A 17488-nucleotide genomic window follows, 5' to 3' on the forward strand; every position below is an offset into this window, starting at 1 on the left:
TTTCTGTGTTTAGGCAGAGAGATCAGCCTCCGGCAACTGGAGGGAATAGGTCTATGCGATCATCGTCCTTGATCTCAGTATCTAGTCCCTTGATGGTTGTGATGTTTTCCCCGTTCACAAGTATTATCACATTTTTGAAAAGGCTCTGACCGTCATACATTTGCTTTCTGAAATCCTCTCCGTATTCTTCATTCAATTTTTCAAGGAGATCAGATACGGTATCCACCCCATCTATTGTTTCTTCCTTCTTTTTTGTAACTGGCCTGAGCGTTGCATAATATCTTACGGTAACCATGGTATAACGATATATTTGTGTTATTTAAGCATGCAAGTTTCTCAATAAACCGCCCGGGTCAGCTCTAGTTTCATCATGAATTCAGGGATCCATTCTAGATTATGGTGATTAGAGTAACGCAATAGATTCGGGCTTTTACAAAAAATGGGCAAGAAATATCTAGGCCTTAGCGAGGTGAGCATGCCCGCTTCCCTATGAAGGCGCTGGAAAGCATTAGCGAATTATATACGATCATTGAAGTATAATATCCCACCTCAGTTAATCTACCGGCATATTCGACGTTTCCTTCAAGATCTGCGACAAAGATGGATACAGTATCTGTCGACGTGCCCGGACATGGTTTTCCAGTTCTAGCGTCCAGTATCTTCGCATCGTTCATGAACTGCGCCTTTCCTTCGACGATGGACTGCATCAGATTCACCATGGCGGAGGCATTGAGTGAAATGTCCGTGATCACAGCTATGTTCACGGTTCCTGGCTTGCCCAATGGATTGCCTATTGATAGTGCGTTGTCGAAGCCCGCGGTCAGAAAGAGATCGATAAAACGGCCGTTTATGTTCTTCGACATATACACATATTTTGTGACAGCGGCCGCAGTTAGAGTCACTACCGTTCCTCTTTCATCCATCTTGTTTGAAATCAGAAAATTTTCAACTTCCGTCCTTACCGGTCCCCTGTAGTCATGATCTACATGCCTGTTTATGTACCTAGATCTGAATCCGAAACCTCCATTAAATGGTGCGGAACTGAGAGCCTTTACATCATGCTCAAAATCGATGAGATAATAATCGCCCTGTTCAATAAATCTGTAAGGTTTATCGTCCATGATGTCAACCAAATAATGATGTTGAAAATAAAGAATTCATTCAAAGCCACTGGAGGGCATCGATCCCCCGACCTGCTGATTACGAATCAGCTGCTCTACCGACTGAGCTACAGTGGCATTTCCAACAACGGGCATCTACTACGAATCGCATACATTGATCCTTACATATTTTATGGAGAGGAAAGCGAAAGCCTCGATGCCTTGCAGTTGAATTGTTAACGATCACAAAAATATTTCTGTCAGAAGATCAGGAATCCTCAAACTCAGCGATGCTGTCAATGGATATACCAGAAGGGATCTTTGGGTAAAAATATGTTGATTTCTGTGGAAGCATGCGCCTGGAAAGAAGAAGACGTATTAGATGATCCTTGTTCCAATCGGGCATTATAACTCCAAATGAAAAACTGCCTGAATCCACAAGTTTGATCACCTCTGAATAATCATGCGTATATATCGTTTCCCTCTCCAGGTCAATCATGGACATACCTATAGCCTTGGAAAATAGAAAATCATTTATCGCATCTATTGTGTTGTCATACACATTTTCTTTCGGCTTTATGCAGTAGAAGTGACCGTCGTAGATGACAGGATCACTGCCGGATATGCTATCACACTGATCCATGTGGAAGTATCTTGAGATCTTTTCTGGATCGAATTTGAATTTGCTGGAAACAACCCTGTGCACTCCTCCGATGAGCACCCCTTCCTCATGTATCGATGTTATGTATGACATGGCGTAACTCCAGAATTCCTTCTCCCTGCCTGTCTTCTTCGAAGCTATGTTCTTCGTTGCCTGAAGCCTGTGATGTCCGTCTGCAACTATAACCACATCGTTCTTCAGAATGTTAATTATCCTCTGTATTTCCTTGTGATCATAAATGTAATATACATGATTTTCAACCCCCTCTGGGCCGGCATAACTGTTGTCCTCTCTGATTCCATCGGTTATCGATTTCAGGTACTGGGGAAGATCATTCTTTATGGTGACCAGGAATATTGGTTCTAGCTGGCACCCTATTCCATCCATCAACACCTCCCTGTCTCTGACGAATTCCTCAAAGGTACGTTCGTGTGGAATCACATCATTATTTTCTGGGAAAATTCGAACTCGTGCTATGATCCCATACCTATTGATCTGCCTTTTATCGAGATAAAATGTCTGCTTTAAAACTATGATGCATTCCCTTTCCGTCCTGATGAGAACTCCATTCTCAATCCAGTTATCCAGTATTACCCTTGCATGTTCCACTCCATCCTTACCCTTTGGCAGCGTCAGGTATGTTATGTTGTATGGATTCCTCTTGAGCTCTATCTCCTGCTTTGGCGTTATCGCGTCGAATGGAGGCGATATCATTCCGTCTATCTCCTTCCTGTATATCAGCGGTCTGAACGCTCTTACTTCCAATTATTCACCGATCTCCGACCTGATGTATCTTAGGTTCTCCTCAAATTTAGCTTCTCCAAATGGCGTCTCCATGATCTTTGGCTTTTCTCTGAGCCTTTCGTCACCTATCAGCTTTATCAGTCCACCATCTATCGTGCCCTTGCCTATCAGCTCATGCCGATCTATCTTGCTTCCCATCTCTCTTTTTGCATCGTTGAGATGAAAGGCGTAGACCCTCTCCAATCCGATGATATTGTCCAGAGAGTCTATGAAGGTCTCATATGAATGCGTCAGATCATAGCCAGAGGCCCATGCATGGCATGTATCTACGCATACGCCTAAGCGTTTATCTGATACGTCGATTATGCTTGCAATCTCTTCAAGTTCTGTCCCGATCACATTCCCCTGGCCTGCTGTATTCTCTATGAGTATGATCACGCTATGATTACCAACTGTTGAGATCAGATCCCTTGCTCTCTCTAATCCGTCCTTCCTGTCTGGATTTGATCCCGGATGCACAGTGAGGAAAGTTGCCCTGAGCCGATCCGATCTCATGATCTCGTCATGGAATGCCTCTTCCGATCTTCTATATAACGATTCGTCTGATGAAGCCAGATTTATAAGATAGGAAGCATGGATCATGGTGCTCTTAATACTGTATCTGTCGACTGCAGCTATGAACGCCTCTGCTTCTTCGTCCTTCAGCGGCGGCGAAGCCCAGCGCATCTGGTTCTTCGAAAAGAACTGAAAGGTAGGGAAGCCAAACTCGCTAGCTCTTTCTGGACCTTTATGCAGACCACCTGCAACGGATATGTGCCCACCTATGGTGTACTTCCTTGAGAGATTACGCAGATCTTCGCCTATCAATGCTATCCCTGGATCTCTGGCTTATTTATCAGTATGTTGATGAACTGGTAAACATGCATGCTGAGGACGGGATTATCACTGTACCCGCATGTCTCAAGATCAGGACCAGCGATCAGAGCCCTACTCTGGTCACTCACGATATCTGTGGCTATTAAACCGTCTCTCCTATAGACTATCACATTGGCAGGTACCCTCTTGTTGGGTGGTATTACAAAGACGACTCTGGCACCACGTTTTATGGCATTTTCAATGGGTTTCTTCATTTGTTTCCTTATCTCAATTATCTTCGGAGTTGAAATTATTATCTCATGTTCGGTGAGATTTATCATCTCTTCGATCTTCTCCATGACCTTCTGTGCACCGTTTATCGTGTATATAAGCTGCGGTTCGCCTCTCGACGGGGCATTATCTTCAAGCTCCTTAAGATCCCTGAACAGCTGCTGTAATTTTTCCTCATAGTAATCCCTTATCTCCTCCATCTTCGCCGGCTTGAACATCCTTGGTCTCCCCTCCGTGGCCTTTGCCAGACCCTTCTTCACCAGAGATTCCATGACCTTATAAGCAGATGTTCTGGGTATATTGGCAGTGCTCGCTATCGTATCAGCGTTGGCAACACCGTGATAAACAAGCGCTGCGAAGCCCTGAGCTTCATACGAGGAGAGTCCAAACATGCGAAGCATCTCCTGAATCCTTTCCATCTTACCATTATTAGCTTCCACGACTACTAATATTATTATTAATTAAAAACCTTTTCAATTTTCATCGCGCAATTTTTACGTATTTATCAATATCAAATGATTTCTGCGATAATTATAATTATTTGTGAAACTAATTTATTATGCAAAAATTTGAAGAAAAAATTTGAAAAAACATGGTATAACAATAGTATTTCTATCGTGACGTCATATACCAATATGCTACCCTATGATGAAAATTCATATTCGAGGATGCTTGAGGGCTATACCGTCATAGTTGCAACATCAGGGAGTATTTCCATTTACAGAATACCGGATCTTGTCAGGGATCTCAGGCGAGAGGGTGCCAGTGTCATAGTCGGGATGAGCCAGAGTTCAGCTGCAATGGTGAGCCCAGAGGTTATGAAATGGGCATCTGAGAAAGACGTTGTGACAGAGATCACAGGTCGTATAGAACATATAACGCTCTTCACAGAAAACCCGGATAAGAAGATACTTCTGATAGCACCAGCATCGTACAATACCATAGGGAAGATGGCCAACGGTATAACAGACAGCATACCATCGCTCTTCTTTTCATTTGCCTTCGGTCATGGAATAAAGACGGTTGTTGCGCCAGCAATGCATAAAAGCATGATGGAAAATCCAATAAACCTGGAAAACGTCAAGAAATTGAGAGATCTAGGTGTCAGATTCGTTGAGCCAATCTATGACGATGAGAAGGCAAAGCTCGGCAGCAATGCCTCCATAGTTGACGAGGTATGTCGGGCGGCGCATGAGACCCTGGCTGGCAAGAGGATAATGATAATATCTGGAAGGGGTGAGGAGCCAATCGACCCCATACGATCGATAACCAACGCTGGCAGTGGATTCACCGGAGTTTGGGCTGCAAAGAATGCATACAGACTGGGTGCGTCCATTATAACCTACGTGGGCAATGCTCAGTACGATCTCCCTGGTTATGTCAATTACATACACGCAAAGTCAATGGATGAATTCGAAGACAGATCCCTCAAGGAGGTCGAGAAGGGTTACGATGCAGTCATCGTCACCGCTGCACTGCCGGATTTCAAGGTGTCCGAAAGATCCGATAAGAAGTACAGTAGCGACGAGACCCTCAGACTTACCCTGGAACCCAGAGAGAAGCTCATATATAAGCTAAGAGAGAAATTCAATGGTCTACTTGTGGCATTCAGATTGACAGATAATATAAAAGAGGATGCGATCAGCCACTTCGAAGGAAAGATCGATCTTGCCGTCGTAAACACCTATGAGAAGGATCCCTTTGGGAAGGTGAGAAACAACTATCGCTTCGTATGGAAGAATGGATCGAAGATTCTCAATGATGCGCCGAAGCCCATGATGACCAGGATGCTACTTGAACAGATATCCAGCATGATCTGAGGGCATCTCATGTTTGATGAAACTGTTAAGATAACGGGCTTTCAGTTAAAACGAACAGAAAAGGCCCGTGCATTAGATGCAATGAAGGAATCGCTGCGTGAAACGAATTCCGACATGGTCATATTTCCAGAAAAATGGACAACAGGGGAATATAAAGAGGACGAAATTCTGTCAATCATGGAAAGCCTGGATATTAGCCACATTCCACTCTTCATTCCAGGATCATTCAGCATAAGCGATGAAGATATTCTATACAACAGATCCTATCTATTTCACTATGGAAAGCTGATCGGCCATCAGGACAAGATCTCACTCTATGCAGATGAATCAAGAAGATACACTGCCGGATCTTCAATCCGTGTGTTTTCCGGGGATGGACTTTCCATAGGTATTTCCATATGCTACGATATTGACTTTCCATACTACAGCAAGGTGTTGATGAGACAAGGTTGCAACATAATAGTCAATCCATCACTGATAAGATCAAATTTTACGGAAGAATGGCATCTTTACGTATCAGCCAGATCCCTAGAAAACCGTGTTCCAGTCATATCAATAAATTCTCTCTCGGAACCCTTTGACGGACACTCTATAGCAGTTTCACCGTACAGAGATGGAACCGGATTCAGAATAAGAAAGGCTGTGGCCACCGATATAAAATTTGATGTCACCTTGAATATAGGGGATTATGAAGACGGAAGGATCAGGAGAATTCGGGAAGATCCTGGTACATACTCATTCGCAAAAATTGAGGTAATCAAGTTCTGACGTTTTCGTTGATTATTCTGGCCACTATCTGTGGATGACTTATCTGGGGCGTATGCCTCGCATAGGGTATCTCGAACAGATCGCTGTTCTTAATTAACTCATGGAATTTCCTTCCATACTCGATGCTCAGTACGTTATCAGCTGTACCCCATATTATCAGGGTTTTGACCTTTATTGATCTGAGATCATCCTCCTTCATCTTCCATTCTTCTCTGGAGTTGTTTATGGCTATATTCCTGATGATGTATTCATCATTACCATCCTCTACAGACATGACCTTCTCAACAAATTTATCAAGAGCTTCATCGCCTATCTCTGCGATGGTGGGATTTAGACCTGCACTGTCAACGAGAACCAGATAGTCAGGTGACTTCTTCTTCACCGTTATGTAAAGCGAGATCCAGCCACCATAAGAGTTTCCAACAAGAGTGAACCTATCTATCCCCATTCGGTTCAGAGCGTCCATAACAGCTGATGCCTGAACTTCAATTGTGTACTCTATTCTGGGTTTATCACTCCTTCCATGCCCCAGAAGATCGAAGCAGATCATGCGAAAGCGCTGATCCAGAAAACGGTCAAGCCTCAACCAGTTGTTGCCGGATCCACCAAGTCCGTGAAGAAAAACAAGCGGATATGAGCCGGGCCGCTCAAGATATGAAAGATTTCCAAAGCTTGTCATTATTGAATGCCTGTCCATATATAAACTTTATCACACATGTTATATAAACCTTGTATGCTTCTTTCGAATAACGTTATTTTGCTAATGATTTTCGTATAGCAAAAATTCTTAACATAAAATTTTCCGCAAAAATCTTTTTATATCATTCCATAGGAAGACGTGGCGCAAAAAGAGAAATTTGTCTATAGATTTGATGAAGGAGGAAAAGAAATGGTTGACCTCCTTGGAGGAAAGGGAGCCGGCCTTGCTGAGATGACAAAGATAGGTCTGAACGTACCGCCAGGGTTCACTATCACAACAAAGGCATGCATAGCCTTTCTGAAAAATGGAGGTTTTCCAGATGGAATGATGGATCAGGTAATGCAGGCACTGCATGATCTGGAACAAAAGGTGGGAAGATCATTCGGCGACGAGAAGAATCCGCTTCTCGTATCGGTAAGATCCGGTGCACCGGTCAGCATGCCTGGGATGATGGATACAGTTCTGAATGTCGGATTAAATGACAGAACTGTTGAGGGTCTCGCATTCATGACGGATAACAGACGCTTTGCCATGGACGCCTATAGAAGGCTCATACAGATGTTCGGAGAGATAGTTTATGGATTGCCGCACGAGGAGTTCAGGGAAAGGATAGAGGAACTGAAGGCAAAAGAACATTACGACGAAGACAGATTCACCGTTCAGGATCTTCAGTGGCTGATAGATCAGTACCATACCATCTACAAAAAATATGGCAAGTCTTTTCCTCAGGATCCCCAGACGCAGCTGGTTGAATCTATCAAGTCCGTGTTCAATTCCTGGAACAGCAAAAGGGCTGTTGCATACAGAAAGATGAATGGAATACGCGATGATATGGGAACTGCAGTGAGCATAGTTGCGATGGTTTTTGGAAACATGGGCGATGATTCTGCAACGGGAGTTGCTTTCACGAGGGATCCAAATACCGGAGAAAAGAAGGTCTTCGCAGAGTATCTGACAAACGCCCAGGGCGAAGACGTTGTAGCAGGCATCAGAACGCCAAAGTACATTGATGATATGAAGAACGAGATGCCACAGGTCTACAGCGATCTGATGAAGACCTGCGATATACTTGAGCATCACTACAGAGATATGCAGGATATTGAGTTCACGGTAGAACGCGGAAAACTCTACCTCCTCCAGACAAGGACTGGAAAAAGAAGCGCAAGGGCCGCCATCAGGATAGCCCTGGATCTTGTTGATGAAGGAATAATATCCGAAGAGGAGGCATTGATGCGCATAACGCCCTCAACCTTCGACAGGATAATGCACCCTCAGGTCAAGGTCACCGGAAAGGAAACTCCGCTGGGAAAGGGCCTGGCAGCATCTCCAGGTGCGGCCTCTGGCATGATCGTATTTTCATCAGAACGGGCTCTTGAGATCGGAAAAACCAAAAAGATGATACTGGTAAGGCCAGAGACCACAGCAGACGATGTGAGAGGCATGGCGGTTTGCGAGGGCTTCCTCACCCAGAAAGGTGGTATGACATCGCATGCGGCAGTCGTTGCAAGGGCTATGGGAAAACCGGCCGTTGTCGGTGTTGAGGCCATGTCCGTAAACGTCAATGACAGAACAGTGACCATAGGAAACAGGGTTTTCAAGGAAGGGGATGTGGTGACCATTGACGGAACCTCTGGATTCTTCTATGAGGGCGAACTCCCAGTCGAGAAACCAACCATCGATGAGTATTCCAGCAGACTGCTGAAGATAGCGGACAGATACAGGAGGCTTGGAGTGAGAGCAAATGCGAATACCCCAGAGGAAGCAAAGCTGGCCAGGGAAAATGGCGCTGAAGGGATCGGCCTGGCCAGGACGGAAAGGATGTTTCTCGGAAATGACAGGATAGGAATAATGCGATCCATGATAATGAGCGAAACGACTGAAGAGCGCAAAAAGTATCTGGATCAGCTTCTACCGATGCAGGTCCATGACTTCGTGGAATTCTTCAGGACCATGGAAGGCTACCCCGTTATAATCAGGCTTCTAGATCCACCGCTGCATGAATTCCTTCCAAACAAGGAGGATATATTGAGACAGATCTATGACATTAACAGTGGCAAGGGAAATAGGGAGGATCTACCCTATCTGGAGAGATTGCTCAAAACGGTTCGTGATCTTGAAGAATTCAATCCTATGCTGGGGTTCCGTGGATGCAGAGTCGGACTTGTGTATCCGGAGATATATGACATGCAGGTCAGGGCAATAATAGAAGCGGCTGTGAAGGTTATTGAGGAAGGGAGAACCATATACCCAGAGATAATGATCCCTCTGGTTGGCCACCACAACGAACTTAAGAAGATCCGTGCTAGGCTTGAAGAAACAGCGAAATCCGTAAAGAATCATGAGAAGGTGAAGTACAAGTTTGGAACGATGATCGAGATACCGAGGGCCTGCGTCACCGCACACAAGATAGCTGAATATGCAGATTTCTTCTCCTTCGGCACAAACGATCTGACACAGATGACTTTTGGATACAGCAGGGACGATGCGGAGGGAAAGTTCATGTTCTTCTATCTGGAAAATGGAATACTCGAGAGCGATCCGTTCTCCTCAGTTGATCGTGATGGTGTAGGAGAATTGATGAAGATCGCGGTCGAGAGAGGCAAGAGAACAAAGCCGGATCTGGAAGTGGGCATATGCGGAGAACAGGGCGGCGATCCTGATACGATTGAATTCTGCGATGAGATAGGACTGGACTATGTATCTGCATCGCCGCACAGGATTCCCGTAGCAAGACTGGCCGCAGCGAGATCAAACATAGCGAGGGAAAAACCTGAGATGACCCAGACGGCCAAATATTGAAAAATAAATTATTTTCATTTTATTGTGAGCTTGAAGAGCTTATCGGACGGATCCTGGACCCTCATCATCTCAGCTTCTTCCGCCTTCATTATCTGTATCTCTATGAGCGGATCAACAACTGCAGAGAAGAGATGTCCACCCACTATCATGTGATTTGACCTGGCTCCAGATGCATGTATATGATATCGTGGATCGTTCTGCGCAATGCTCCCGTGCAGGGACACGATCTCCAGTCTCTCCCTGAACGTCTCCTTATCATAGTCCTGACCGTTCCAGTATCCGATCTCGAAATCTCTCAGCATGCCTATAGCCCATACTACCGTACCACCCTTAACGTCGTATTTTCTGCATACCTCATCCAGATCCTCAAAAAAGGAGGTATTCTTATCGAAGCGGGCCACTATGAATGTGCCCTCCTGCTTGGAGTACATATACAAATATCATTTCATTTCTTATTAAGGTTGGCTGTGCCCCCTCATGTCCTCCGCATGTTAGCCGCAGAGCAGATACATACTGCGGCACGTAAGATTACATAGTGCGCGGGTAAAAAAGCATCTTTACCTCTTCCAATGCGTTCCACCTCTGTGATATGATAATTGTATGAAATTCTGAGGCGATGGTTAAAATATCATTTCTTGGAGATTATCTTTATCACGTCTGAGTCCTTCAATACATAGTCCCTGCCCAGGATCATCTTTGTTCTGCCGTTTATGGCCCTGATGAACCCTTCGCCGATATCTGTATGCACCCTGAATGCAAGATCCAATGCAGTTGATCCCTCAACCATCACATACGCATCAGGAAGGACGTTTCCAGCCTTATCTGTCCATTTATTTTCATCATATACTGGGTAAACGACGATGTAGTGCAGCAGGTTCTTGACCACCTTTTCCACCAGGTCGTGTATTCTCACGACACCGGGTGTCCTGAACCATCTATCTATCATCTCAAGCGCCTCTCTCTGTCGCTGATTGCCCCCCGTTATCTTAAACCCGGTCAGCACAGAATCTATCATGCCGGCATTCCTCGCTCTCTTCACGGCCAGCTCATACTCCGCAGAAACAACATACATATCAGGTATTGTCTCAATGATCTTACGAATGGTTTCAGCATCCACCTTGTCGCCCTTGTTGCCAGCATATACTACGGGTTTTGCATATTTCAGTATTGCTGATGCTAGGTTATAGGCATCCTCCATCGTCCAGATACTCAGCCTGGCTGGGAAAAACTCAGCCTCGAGAATTTCAGAGATCTTCTTCTCCGGAACGCCGAAAAGAGAGAGTTTTCTTCTAAGGGCTATTTCACGGCGCTCGCCTGTTGCCTCACTCCTCCTGCTGAAATGATCCCAGTCAGAGTATATTCTGTCCGCGAACCACTTCTTTATCTCGTTCATCACCAGATTTATGCTGTTCTTTATGTTTTCAATTGATCCTGATGAGATGTCGACTATGAGCACTATAGCATCTACATCCCTCACGGCGTCTAAGAATTCGTTTCCCATTCCACGGCCTTCGCTTGCACCCTCTATTAGGCCGGGAACATCTATCACCTGAACGGGAATATGGCGTATCCCATTTTCGCAGTAGCCTTCCCTGGGATTGCAGTGAGATCCGATTTCTGAATCCGGGCACCTCACGGTGAAGAACGTCATGCCCAGGTTCGGTTTCACGGTAGTGAATGGAAAATCACCTATTTCGGCCTCATTCTGAGTTGCAGCCGAGTAGAATGTTGACTTACCGACGTTTGGTTCGCCTACGAGGCCTATCTTTACAGACATGGCTGCCGCATTTCATCTTCAAAAATAAAGGTTTTCAGATTCACCTCGCTGGCATTTCTATCCGTAGTATCAATTTGTCGCAGGCACGCTGGATTTTCTTGAAGACCTGCTTTTGAACCCAAGTGCCGCAAGATAATAGATGGTCTTGGCGAAACCAGCGAAGTTATCGAACTCCACCATGGCGAATTTTTCAGTGGCCTTGCCCTTTGTCTCGCCCAGCTCCCTGAAGATGCCCTCAATGCCAGAGAAGACCCGTTCGTTCATGTTTCGAACCATCCACTGTATGATGGGATTCCTCATCTCGCTGGTGAGATACGGGAACAGATCCTTGGTCACCTTGATTGAGTGCTTCCACGATATATATAGTATATCCCAGTACTTCTTCGGTATGGTATCGATCCATGGAAAATCGTTTCCCTTGAGCCTGCTGGCTGTCATAGGTATGACAGGAAGCGGGAATATCCATGCCTCAAGATCCAGGTCTATCATCCTCTCAACCAGCTTTATGCTCTCCTCGATATCCTCATCGGTCTCGTCCGGATATCCTATGGTCATCGTATAGCATGGATGTATGTGGTTATCCACTAGGATTCCCGTAGCATCCACGATCACGTCGCCCCAGTCATGCGGCGTCCACGGGAAAGGCTTGCCTCTCATGTACTTTGATATTATGCGTTCACTACCGCTTTCCAAGCCAACGACCGGCGCTTCAGCTGTATATTTATCATATTCCGCAATCTCAGCGATGGCCTGAACAGTTCTAGGGCTTGATTTTGCACCCGGAGCCGAAATATGCGGGAAATAGATGTGGGTAGCCCCCATCTTCTTGACCGTGGTGAACAGGTTCACAAGGGCTTCATGGTTCACCTGGAGCTTCTTCGACCCGTATAGCATTATATCATCAGTGAGAAGCTCAATTCCTCTTATTCCATGATCGATGTTAAGCCTGACCTCCTTGACTATGTCCTCCAACGGTATAGATCTGAATGTCTCTGGCGTTATGGAGCAGAACTGGCAGCCCCTTGGACATCCTCTGGTTATCTGCACCTCTCCGAATCTTGATGGCTTTATTATCGTTGGGATTTCCTCAACCTTTGGCATGCGACCGTAGGTAACCTTAGGCACCGGTTCGCCTCTCTCCATTCTCCTTACCAGATCTGGAAAGTCCAGCTCCGCTTCACCGTCAAGCACTGCATCAACCCATTCCGGCATGTCCATAGCTATCTGCCATGCACCCGGGCCGCCTATTATAACCTTGAATCCGTACTTCGCTTTCAGCCTCTTTACCTTTTCAGCAAGCTCTTTGAAAAATTTCGCAGTCCAGCTGTCACCGCCACCGAATATCATGGTCAGCTTTGTAGAGACAGGACTCAGTGCGTATGGATCATGTACGTTTATGCCTAGGACCTTCGTTCCTGCGTCAACGGTCTTCTCCAGTTGTTCCGGCGGTGATACAACAACCGATATGCCCTTCGATGCAAGAATGGCCTCAACCTTCCTGAGTCCGTACGGAGCCGTTATCGCCTCTCCATTTTCATAGGATTTGATTGGAGGAGTGAAGAATCTATCCATAAAGAAACGTGGAACAAGCCTTGCAGGAAGGCATGCCACATAGCCAAGCGGCGAAGATCCATTGTAGTCCGTGAATGTCCCTCTATCAGATGTCAGAACAACTTCCCAGGACATAATTTAATAATACATTAAAATATTTAAAGATTGCCAATTTTATTAAGAGAATGAAAATATACTCATATAATGCTAATAAATGTCAGAAAATACCCAATTTCATAAACACTTCACTTATGAATATTTTATAATAATATCTAACAATGATTTAAAGATATTGTTAAAAAATTATATCAATTCTAAATAATAAGAGTGGACATACGTATGTAACTTCAACAACATGAGAAGATCCTTTCCAATATCTAAAGGCGCGCCATTCTCTTTGATAATAAACTTTATGAATATATCCTGTATGCATGGCTGAAGCATCGCATCCCATAGCTGGGCATCGCGATGCAATGATTATGCGCTGCAGACTAAAGGACCTTGGTGAGGAGCAGCCTGTAGATAGATAAATATGGAGTATAATCATGGAAGTTGAAATCAGGATCGTTTCCGCATCATACCGACAGAGTGATGTAGCAGTAGAGTTATTCGGTAGAACACAAAATGGAGAGTCTGTAACAGCTCTCTATTTTGGTTTCAGGCCATATTTTGATGTTGTCGAACCAGATGAGGATTATCTTAAGAAAATACAGAATGATGAAGAATTTCTCAAAATGGAGGACAAGAAGCTGTGGATAAGAGGCAGATATGAGAATGTCAAGAGGATATACATAAGATCGCCATGGAAAGTTCCTGAATTTAGAGAGAAATGCCCATTTGAAGTGCTCGCAGCAGACATACCATTTCATCATCGGTTCATATACGATTTTGATCTTGGATCTTGCGTTAGGATCACCGGAGAGGAGATCTCTGACAAGGAACCTTCATTCACTACGGATCTAGTCATAAGGGCTGAGAAGATAGAGAATGTGACCGATTTCAATCCTAACCTCAAGGTGCTGAGTTTTGATGTTGAAAATGAGATAAACAGGGAAAATGTCGAGGATTACGGACGGATCCTCGTGATAGGATATTCCATAAGCTTCCAGGGAAGGATCACAACTGGTTCGCTTTCCGGTGACGAACAAAATATTCTGCATGGATTCATAGATCTCATCAGGAGTGAGGATCCTGACGTTATAACAGGATACAATATCGACGGATATGATATTCCTGTCATAAAGAAGAGAATGGATCAGTACGGTATAAAGATGGAGATAGGCCGCGATGGATCAGTGCCCAGAAGAATAATGAACCAATTTTGGCGTGTGCACGGGAGACTGATCAGCGACACCTGGTGGAGCGTAAAGAGAATTTTGCATCCAAAGCATGAATCACTTGATTATGTGTCAAACCTTCTGCTTGGAGAAGGAAAGGATAACATAGACCGCCTCAGGATCGAGGAGGAATGGAAGACCAGGAAGGACGAGGTCATCGCCTACTGCGTAAAGGACGCAGACTTAACTCTCCGCATATTCGATAAGCTCATGGTGCTTAACAGACTGATGTACATGTCATCCGTAACAAAGCTGCCACTGGATGATGTGGCAAATGTCGGCACAAGCAACTACGTTGATTCAATCCTCATAAGGGCAGCTGACAGGGAAAATATAGGAGTGCCGATGAATCAGCATGAGATCAAAACGGAGGAAATACAGGGCGGGTACGTTCATTCAATAGGAGCAGGACTTTATTCCAATGTGATCGTGCTGGACTTCAAAAGCATGTATCCATCCATGATAATAAAATACAACGTGTGCTTCACAACACTCGATCCAAATGGTGAGATAGAATCGCCAAACCATGTTCGGTTCCTTTCGCCGGACAAAAAGAAAGGTCTGATACCCAGAATACTTCAGGATCTTATGGCCGACAGAGATGAGGTTAAGCGGAAGATGAAGGCTGCCAAGAGCCCGGAGGAAAGGGAATTCTATGATGGTATACAGAATGCAATAAAGGTTCTCATGAACACCTTCTATGGCGTCCTGGCCTCATCGTTCTATCGTTTCACTGATCACAAGATCGGAAGCGCAATAACCGCATTCGCAAGGGAAACAATTAAAGGAATAATATCGACCCTAGAATCCTCCGGCTACACCGTTATATACGGAGATACAGACAGCGTTTTCGTTAAATCTGGAGGAAAATCAACAGAGGAGGCCATAAGAAAGGGAAAGGAATTGAGCGAGAAGCTCTCGAAGGAGCAGGGGCTCACGCTTGACTTCCAGATGGTACTTGATCCTTTCTTCTCCCATGGAGCAAAGAAGAGATACGCCGGAAGATGCGTGTATCCGGATGACATGAAGGGTGAGATAGTCATCAAGGGATATGAAGTTCGCAGGACAGACTCTTTTGATCTTCAGAGCAAAGCTCTCTCGAAGGTGATAGATTACATACTGAATCGCGATGTAGAAGGTGCAATAAAATACGCAGACGATCTCATAAAGAAGGTGAGATCTGGAGATCCATCGATAGATATAGAGAGCCTGGTGATATCGAGGACCGTTAAAGAATTCGACAGCTACAGAGCGAATCAGGAGTCGCTGGCCAATATAAGGGCCGCCAAGAAGCTTATAGAGATGGGTGAGACCTTCGTACCTGGTATGAAGGTCTCATGGATAGTTACAAACGGCAAACGCACACCTCAGGAGGTTGAGCCATATATATATGGAAGGGAGCTCAAGAGCAAGCCCGATTGGGATTATTATGCCAGGCGTTTATCAGAGACCCTGGGAAGAGTCATAGATGTATTCAAATCAGAACTGGGGCAGAGTCAGAAGATCTCCAGTCTCGAAAGTTTTGCAGCTTCCACGAATAAACAAGAACCTCAGCCCAAGGAAAGACCAAAGAACAGCACGCTGGATAGTTTTTTCGGATCTTAACGTGTTCATCCTTTATTAATAGGATCCTGCTCTAATGCGAGAAACAATGACATCTCATCGTTATTCCAATCATCCAATGAGGACAGGAAAGTTTATGCGTATAGCTTGCATTTAACGAAGGGATGTTGGCCGTGCGGATAACATATAGCGCAGCATACGTAAAATAGCCTTAAGGGTTATAATGGAGGCAATTAAACTCAAAGCGATGATCAATTTATCAAAGGTCTTATGGGTGAATGAAAGAGAGGTGCAAAGGCTTGGATAGGGGAAGGGTAAGATCGATAGCGCTTTACATAGTGATACTCGCAACGGTCATGGTTGCATTGCTCGCACTGCTATATACAGTCAGCTTATTCCATATAGTTCCGCTCAAATTCTCCCACGTTCTTTACGCCATTGTTATAGGCGTGATAATCTACGCAATCGTAAAGGTGATAGTGAAATACTTCGAACGTTTCTTCGCAGCACATAAGGAGTACAGACATCTGAAATATGTAACGTTCATCATAAGTCTCATCGGTTATTTCATAATAGCCCTGGCTGTTCTTGCCTCTCTGGGGATAGATGTCTCTTCGGTTATACTTGGTTCTGCCTTCATCAGCGCTGTAATCGGTCTTGCAGCTCAGACTGTTCTTTCCAACGTATTCGGAGGTCTGTTCGTCTCAGTGGTCAGACCGTTCAATGTTGGCGATCATGTGATAATTAATACATGGCAGTATGGTGCATTGCTTCCCTCCTATCCACCGAAATACTTCTCCAGAGACTTTATGGAAGCCTCGATGTACAGAGGTGTGATAATGGATATTTCAATGAACTATACCACGCTCCTTCTGGAGTCGGGTGATATGGTGCGAATACCAAACGGAGTTGTTGTTCAGGCCGCCATAACAATCAGGAAGGGAATGGTGACTGTTCAGGCCAGATATGAAGTTCCCAAAACAATATCATTTGAAGAGATTGCCGAAAAAATCAAGGATCAGATAGCGGCTGAATATGATGTGAAGAATCTTGGCATATTCATAGATGAGAGCACCATGAATACCTACATCATGCTGATAAGAGGCGACTTCCCTGGGGAAGACGCAGATTCCATCAGAAGCTCGATACTCAAGAAAGCCATGGATATAGTCGAACCTATGAAGACCCATTGATCCTTTATAGAAAGGTTAGGAGTTTGAGGGAAGCAGTAAAACTCTTTCTTCGGACAGGAGATACACGGACTTCCCCCAACCGGAAATCCTATTGATAAGTTTGCTATATTAATAATAGATGTTCAGAACTATTAAACTGAAACTACCATACGATAGACCATTGATCGAGACAGCGAAGCAGTTTAGGAACGCATGTCAGTTGGTTCTGGACTATGGTTTTGAGAATAAGACGTTCAACAAGAACAAACTCAATAGAGGCACATACAGAGAGGTGAGGGGAAGGATACCCACTCTTCCATCTGCACTTGTTCAGACGGCAAGGGATACGG

The 17488-nt window shown here is 44.8% G+C and carries 14 protein-coding genes, 1 tRNA gene and 1 pseudogene; 6 read left to right on the forward strand and 10 right to left on the reverse strand.

Annotated elements, in window-relative coordinates; all coding sequences use genetic code 11:
• Positions 1-22: 22 nt before the first annotated feature.
• The 6 genes from DMB44_RS05225 to DMB44_RS05250 all read right to left on the reverse strand — a co-directional run bounded on the left by DMB44_RS05225 (position 23) and on the right by DMB44_RS05250 (position 4091).
• Positions 23-295, reverse strand: a complete 273-nt coding sequence (locus tag DMB44_RS05225) for a ubiquitin-like small modifier protein 1 (protein WP_110641529.1) — start codon at positions 293-295, stop codon at positions 23-25.
• A 166-nt stretch (positions 296-461) separates the two neighbouring features.
• Positions 462-1121 carry an adenosylcobinamide amidohydrolase gene (locus DMB44_RS05230; protein WP_110641567.1) on the reverse strand — a complete coding sequence of 220 codons (660 nt, stop codon included), beginning with the start codon at positions 1119-1121 and terminating at the stop codon, positions 462-464.
• A 44-nt stretch (positions 1122-1165) separates the two neighbouring features.
• Positions 1166-1238: transfer RNA gene (locus DMB44_RS05235), tRNA-Thr, on the reverse strand.
• Positions 1239-1368: 130 nt separating this feature from the next.
• Entirely contained in the window at positions 1369-2526 is a 1158-nt protein-coding gene (locus tag DMB44_RS05240; protein WP_110641531.1) for a DUF1015 family protein, read from the reverse strand.
• Positions 2527-3372 carry a deoxyribonuclease IV gene (locus DMB44_RS05245; RefSeq protein ID WP_110641532.1) on the reverse strand — a complete coding sequence of 282 codons (846 nt, stop codon included), beginning with the start codon at positions 3370-3372 and terminating at the stop codon, positions 2527-2529.
• Positions 3373-3374: 2 nt separating this feature from the next.
• Complete coding sequence (locus DMB44_RS05250; protein ID WP_110641534.1) at positions 3375-4091, reverse strand: TrmB family transcriptional regulator; 717 nt, start codon at positions 4089-4091, stop codon at positions 3375-3377.
• Positions 4092-4268: 177 nt separating this feature from the next.
• Between DMB44_RS05250 and coaBC the strand changes: the two genes are divergently transcribed.
• Together coaBC and DMB44_RS05260 are read left to right on the forward strand one after the other, a co-directional pair.
• The gene (gene coaBC, locus DMB44_RS05255; RefSeq protein WP_237265314.1) at positions 4269-5471 is read left to right on the forward strand and encodes a bifunctional phosphopantothenoylcysteine decarboxylase/phosphopantothenate--cysteine ligase CoaBC; all 1203 of its coding nucleotides are present in this window, start codon (positions 4269-4271) and stop codon (positions 5469-5471) included.
• A 9-nt stretch (positions 5472-5480) separates the two neighbouring features.
• Positions 5481-6239: a carbon-nitrogen hydrolase family protein gene (locus DMB44_RS05260; RefSeq protein WP_110641537.1), complete on the forward strand. Its 759-nt coding sequence runs from the start codon at positions 5481-5483 to the stop codon at positions 6237-6239.
• Here the strand turns inward: DMB44_RS05260 and DMB44_RS05265 are convergent.
• Positions 6229-6936 carry an alpha/beta fold hydrolase gene (locus DMB44_RS05265; RefSeq protein WP_110641539.1) on the reverse strand — a complete coding sequence of 236 codons (708 nt, stop codon included), beginning with the start codon at positions 6934-6936 and terminating at the stop codon, positions 6229-6231. The genes DMB44_RS05260 and DMB44_RS05265 overlap by 11 nt on opposite strands.
• 141 nt (positions 6937-7077) lie before the next feature.
• On the opposite strand from DMB44_RS05265, the gene ppdK reads away from it, so the two are divergent.
• Positions 7078-9738, forward strand: coding sequence for a pyruvate, phosphate dikinase (ppdK, locus tag DMB44_RS05270; protein ID WP_110641541.1), 2661 nt, complete (start codon positions 7078-7080; stop codon positions 9736-9738).
• Between the two features lie 14 nt (positions 9739-9752).
• Here the strand turns inward: ppdK and DMB44_RS05275 are convergent, their stop codons facing one another.
• The 3 genes from DMB44_RS05275 to DMB44_RS05285 form a co-directional block, all read right to left on the reverse strand.
• Positions 9753-10169, reverse strand: a complete 417-nt coding sequence (locus DMB44_RS05275) for a PPC domain-containing DNA-binding protein (protein WP_110641543.1) — start codon at positions 10167-10169, stop codon at positions 9753-9755.
• A gap of 197 nt (positions 10170-10366) precedes the next feature.
• Positions 10367-11515, reverse strand: a complete 1149-nt coding sequence (ychF, locus tag DMB44_RS05280) for a YchF-related putative GTPase (RefSeq protein ID WP_110641545.1) — start codon at positions 11513-11515, stop codon at positions 10367-10369.
• A gap of 69 nt (positions 11516-11584) precedes the next feature.
• Positions 11585-13201, reverse strand: a complete 1617-nt coding sequence (locus DMB44_RS05285; RefSeq protein WP_110641546.1) for a radical SAM protein — start codon at positions 13199-13201, stop codon at positions 11585-11587.
• A gap of 410 nt (positions 13202-13611) precedes the next feature.
• Here DMB44_RS05285 and DMB44_RS05290 point away from each other — a divergent pair, with 410 nt between their 5' ends.
• The 3 genes and pseudogenes from DMB44_RS05290 to DMB44_RS05300 form a co-directional block, all read left to right on the forward strand.
• Positions 13612-16008: a DNA-directed DNA polymerase gene (locus DMB44_RS05290; protein WP_110641548.1), complete on the forward strand. Its 2397-nt coding sequence runs from the start codon at positions 13612-13614 to the stop codon at positions 16006-16008.
• Positions 16009-16265: 257 nt separating this feature from the next.
• The gene (locus DMB44_RS05295; RefSeq protein ID WP_110641569.1) at positions 16266-17159 is read left to right on the forward strand and encodes a mechanosensitive ion channel family protein; all 894 of its coding nucleotides are present in this window, start codon (positions 16266-16268) and stop codon (positions 17157-17159) included.
• Between the two features lie 118 nt (positions 17160-17277).
• Positions 17278-17488, forward strand: a pseudogene (locus tag DMB44_RS05300) (hypothetical protein); the annotation flags it as partial.

The organism is Thermoplasma sp. Kam2015 (genome assembly GCF_003205235.1).
Lineage (GTDB): Archaea > Thermoplasmatota > Thermoplasmata > Thermoplasmatales > Thermoplasmataceae > Thermoplasma.

What these genes read in the sequence shown, in the direction of transcription:
- DMB44_RS05225 (WP_110641529.1), bottom strand. Translation starts at nt 295, where the DNA reads ATGGTTACCGTAAGATATTATGCAACGCTCAGGCCAGTTACAAAAAAG.
- DMB44_RS05230 (WP_110641567.1), bottom strand. Translation starts at nt 1,121, where the DNA reads ATGGACGATAAACCTTACAGATTTATTGAACAGGGCGATTATTATCTC.
- DMB44_RS05260 (WP_110641537.1), top strand. Translation starts at nt 5,481, where the DNA reads ATGTTTGATGAAACTGTTAAGATAACGGGCTTTCAGTTAAAACGAACA.
- DMB44_RS05265 (WP_110641539.1), bottom strand. Translation starts at nt 6,936, where the DNA reads ATGGACAGGCATTCAATAATGACAAGCTTTGGAAATCTTTCATATCTT.
- DMB44_RS05275 (WP_110641543.1), bottom strand. Translation starts at nt 10,169, where the DNA reads ATGTACTCCAAGCAGGAGGGCACATTCATAGTGGCCCGCTTCGATAAG.
- ychF (WP_110641545.1), bottom strand. Translation starts at nt 11,515, where the DNA reads ATGTCTGTAAAGATAGGCCTCGTAGGCGAACCAAACGTCGGTAAGTCA.
- DMB44_RS05285 (WP_110641546.1), bottom strand. Translation starts at nt 13,201, where the DNA reads ATGTCCTGGGAAGTTGTTCTGACATCTGATAGAGGGACATTCACGGAC.
- DMB44_RS05290 (WP_110641548.1), top strand. Translation starts at nt 13,612, where the DNA reads ATGGAAGTTGAAATCAGGATCGTTTCCGCATCATACCGACAGAGTGAT.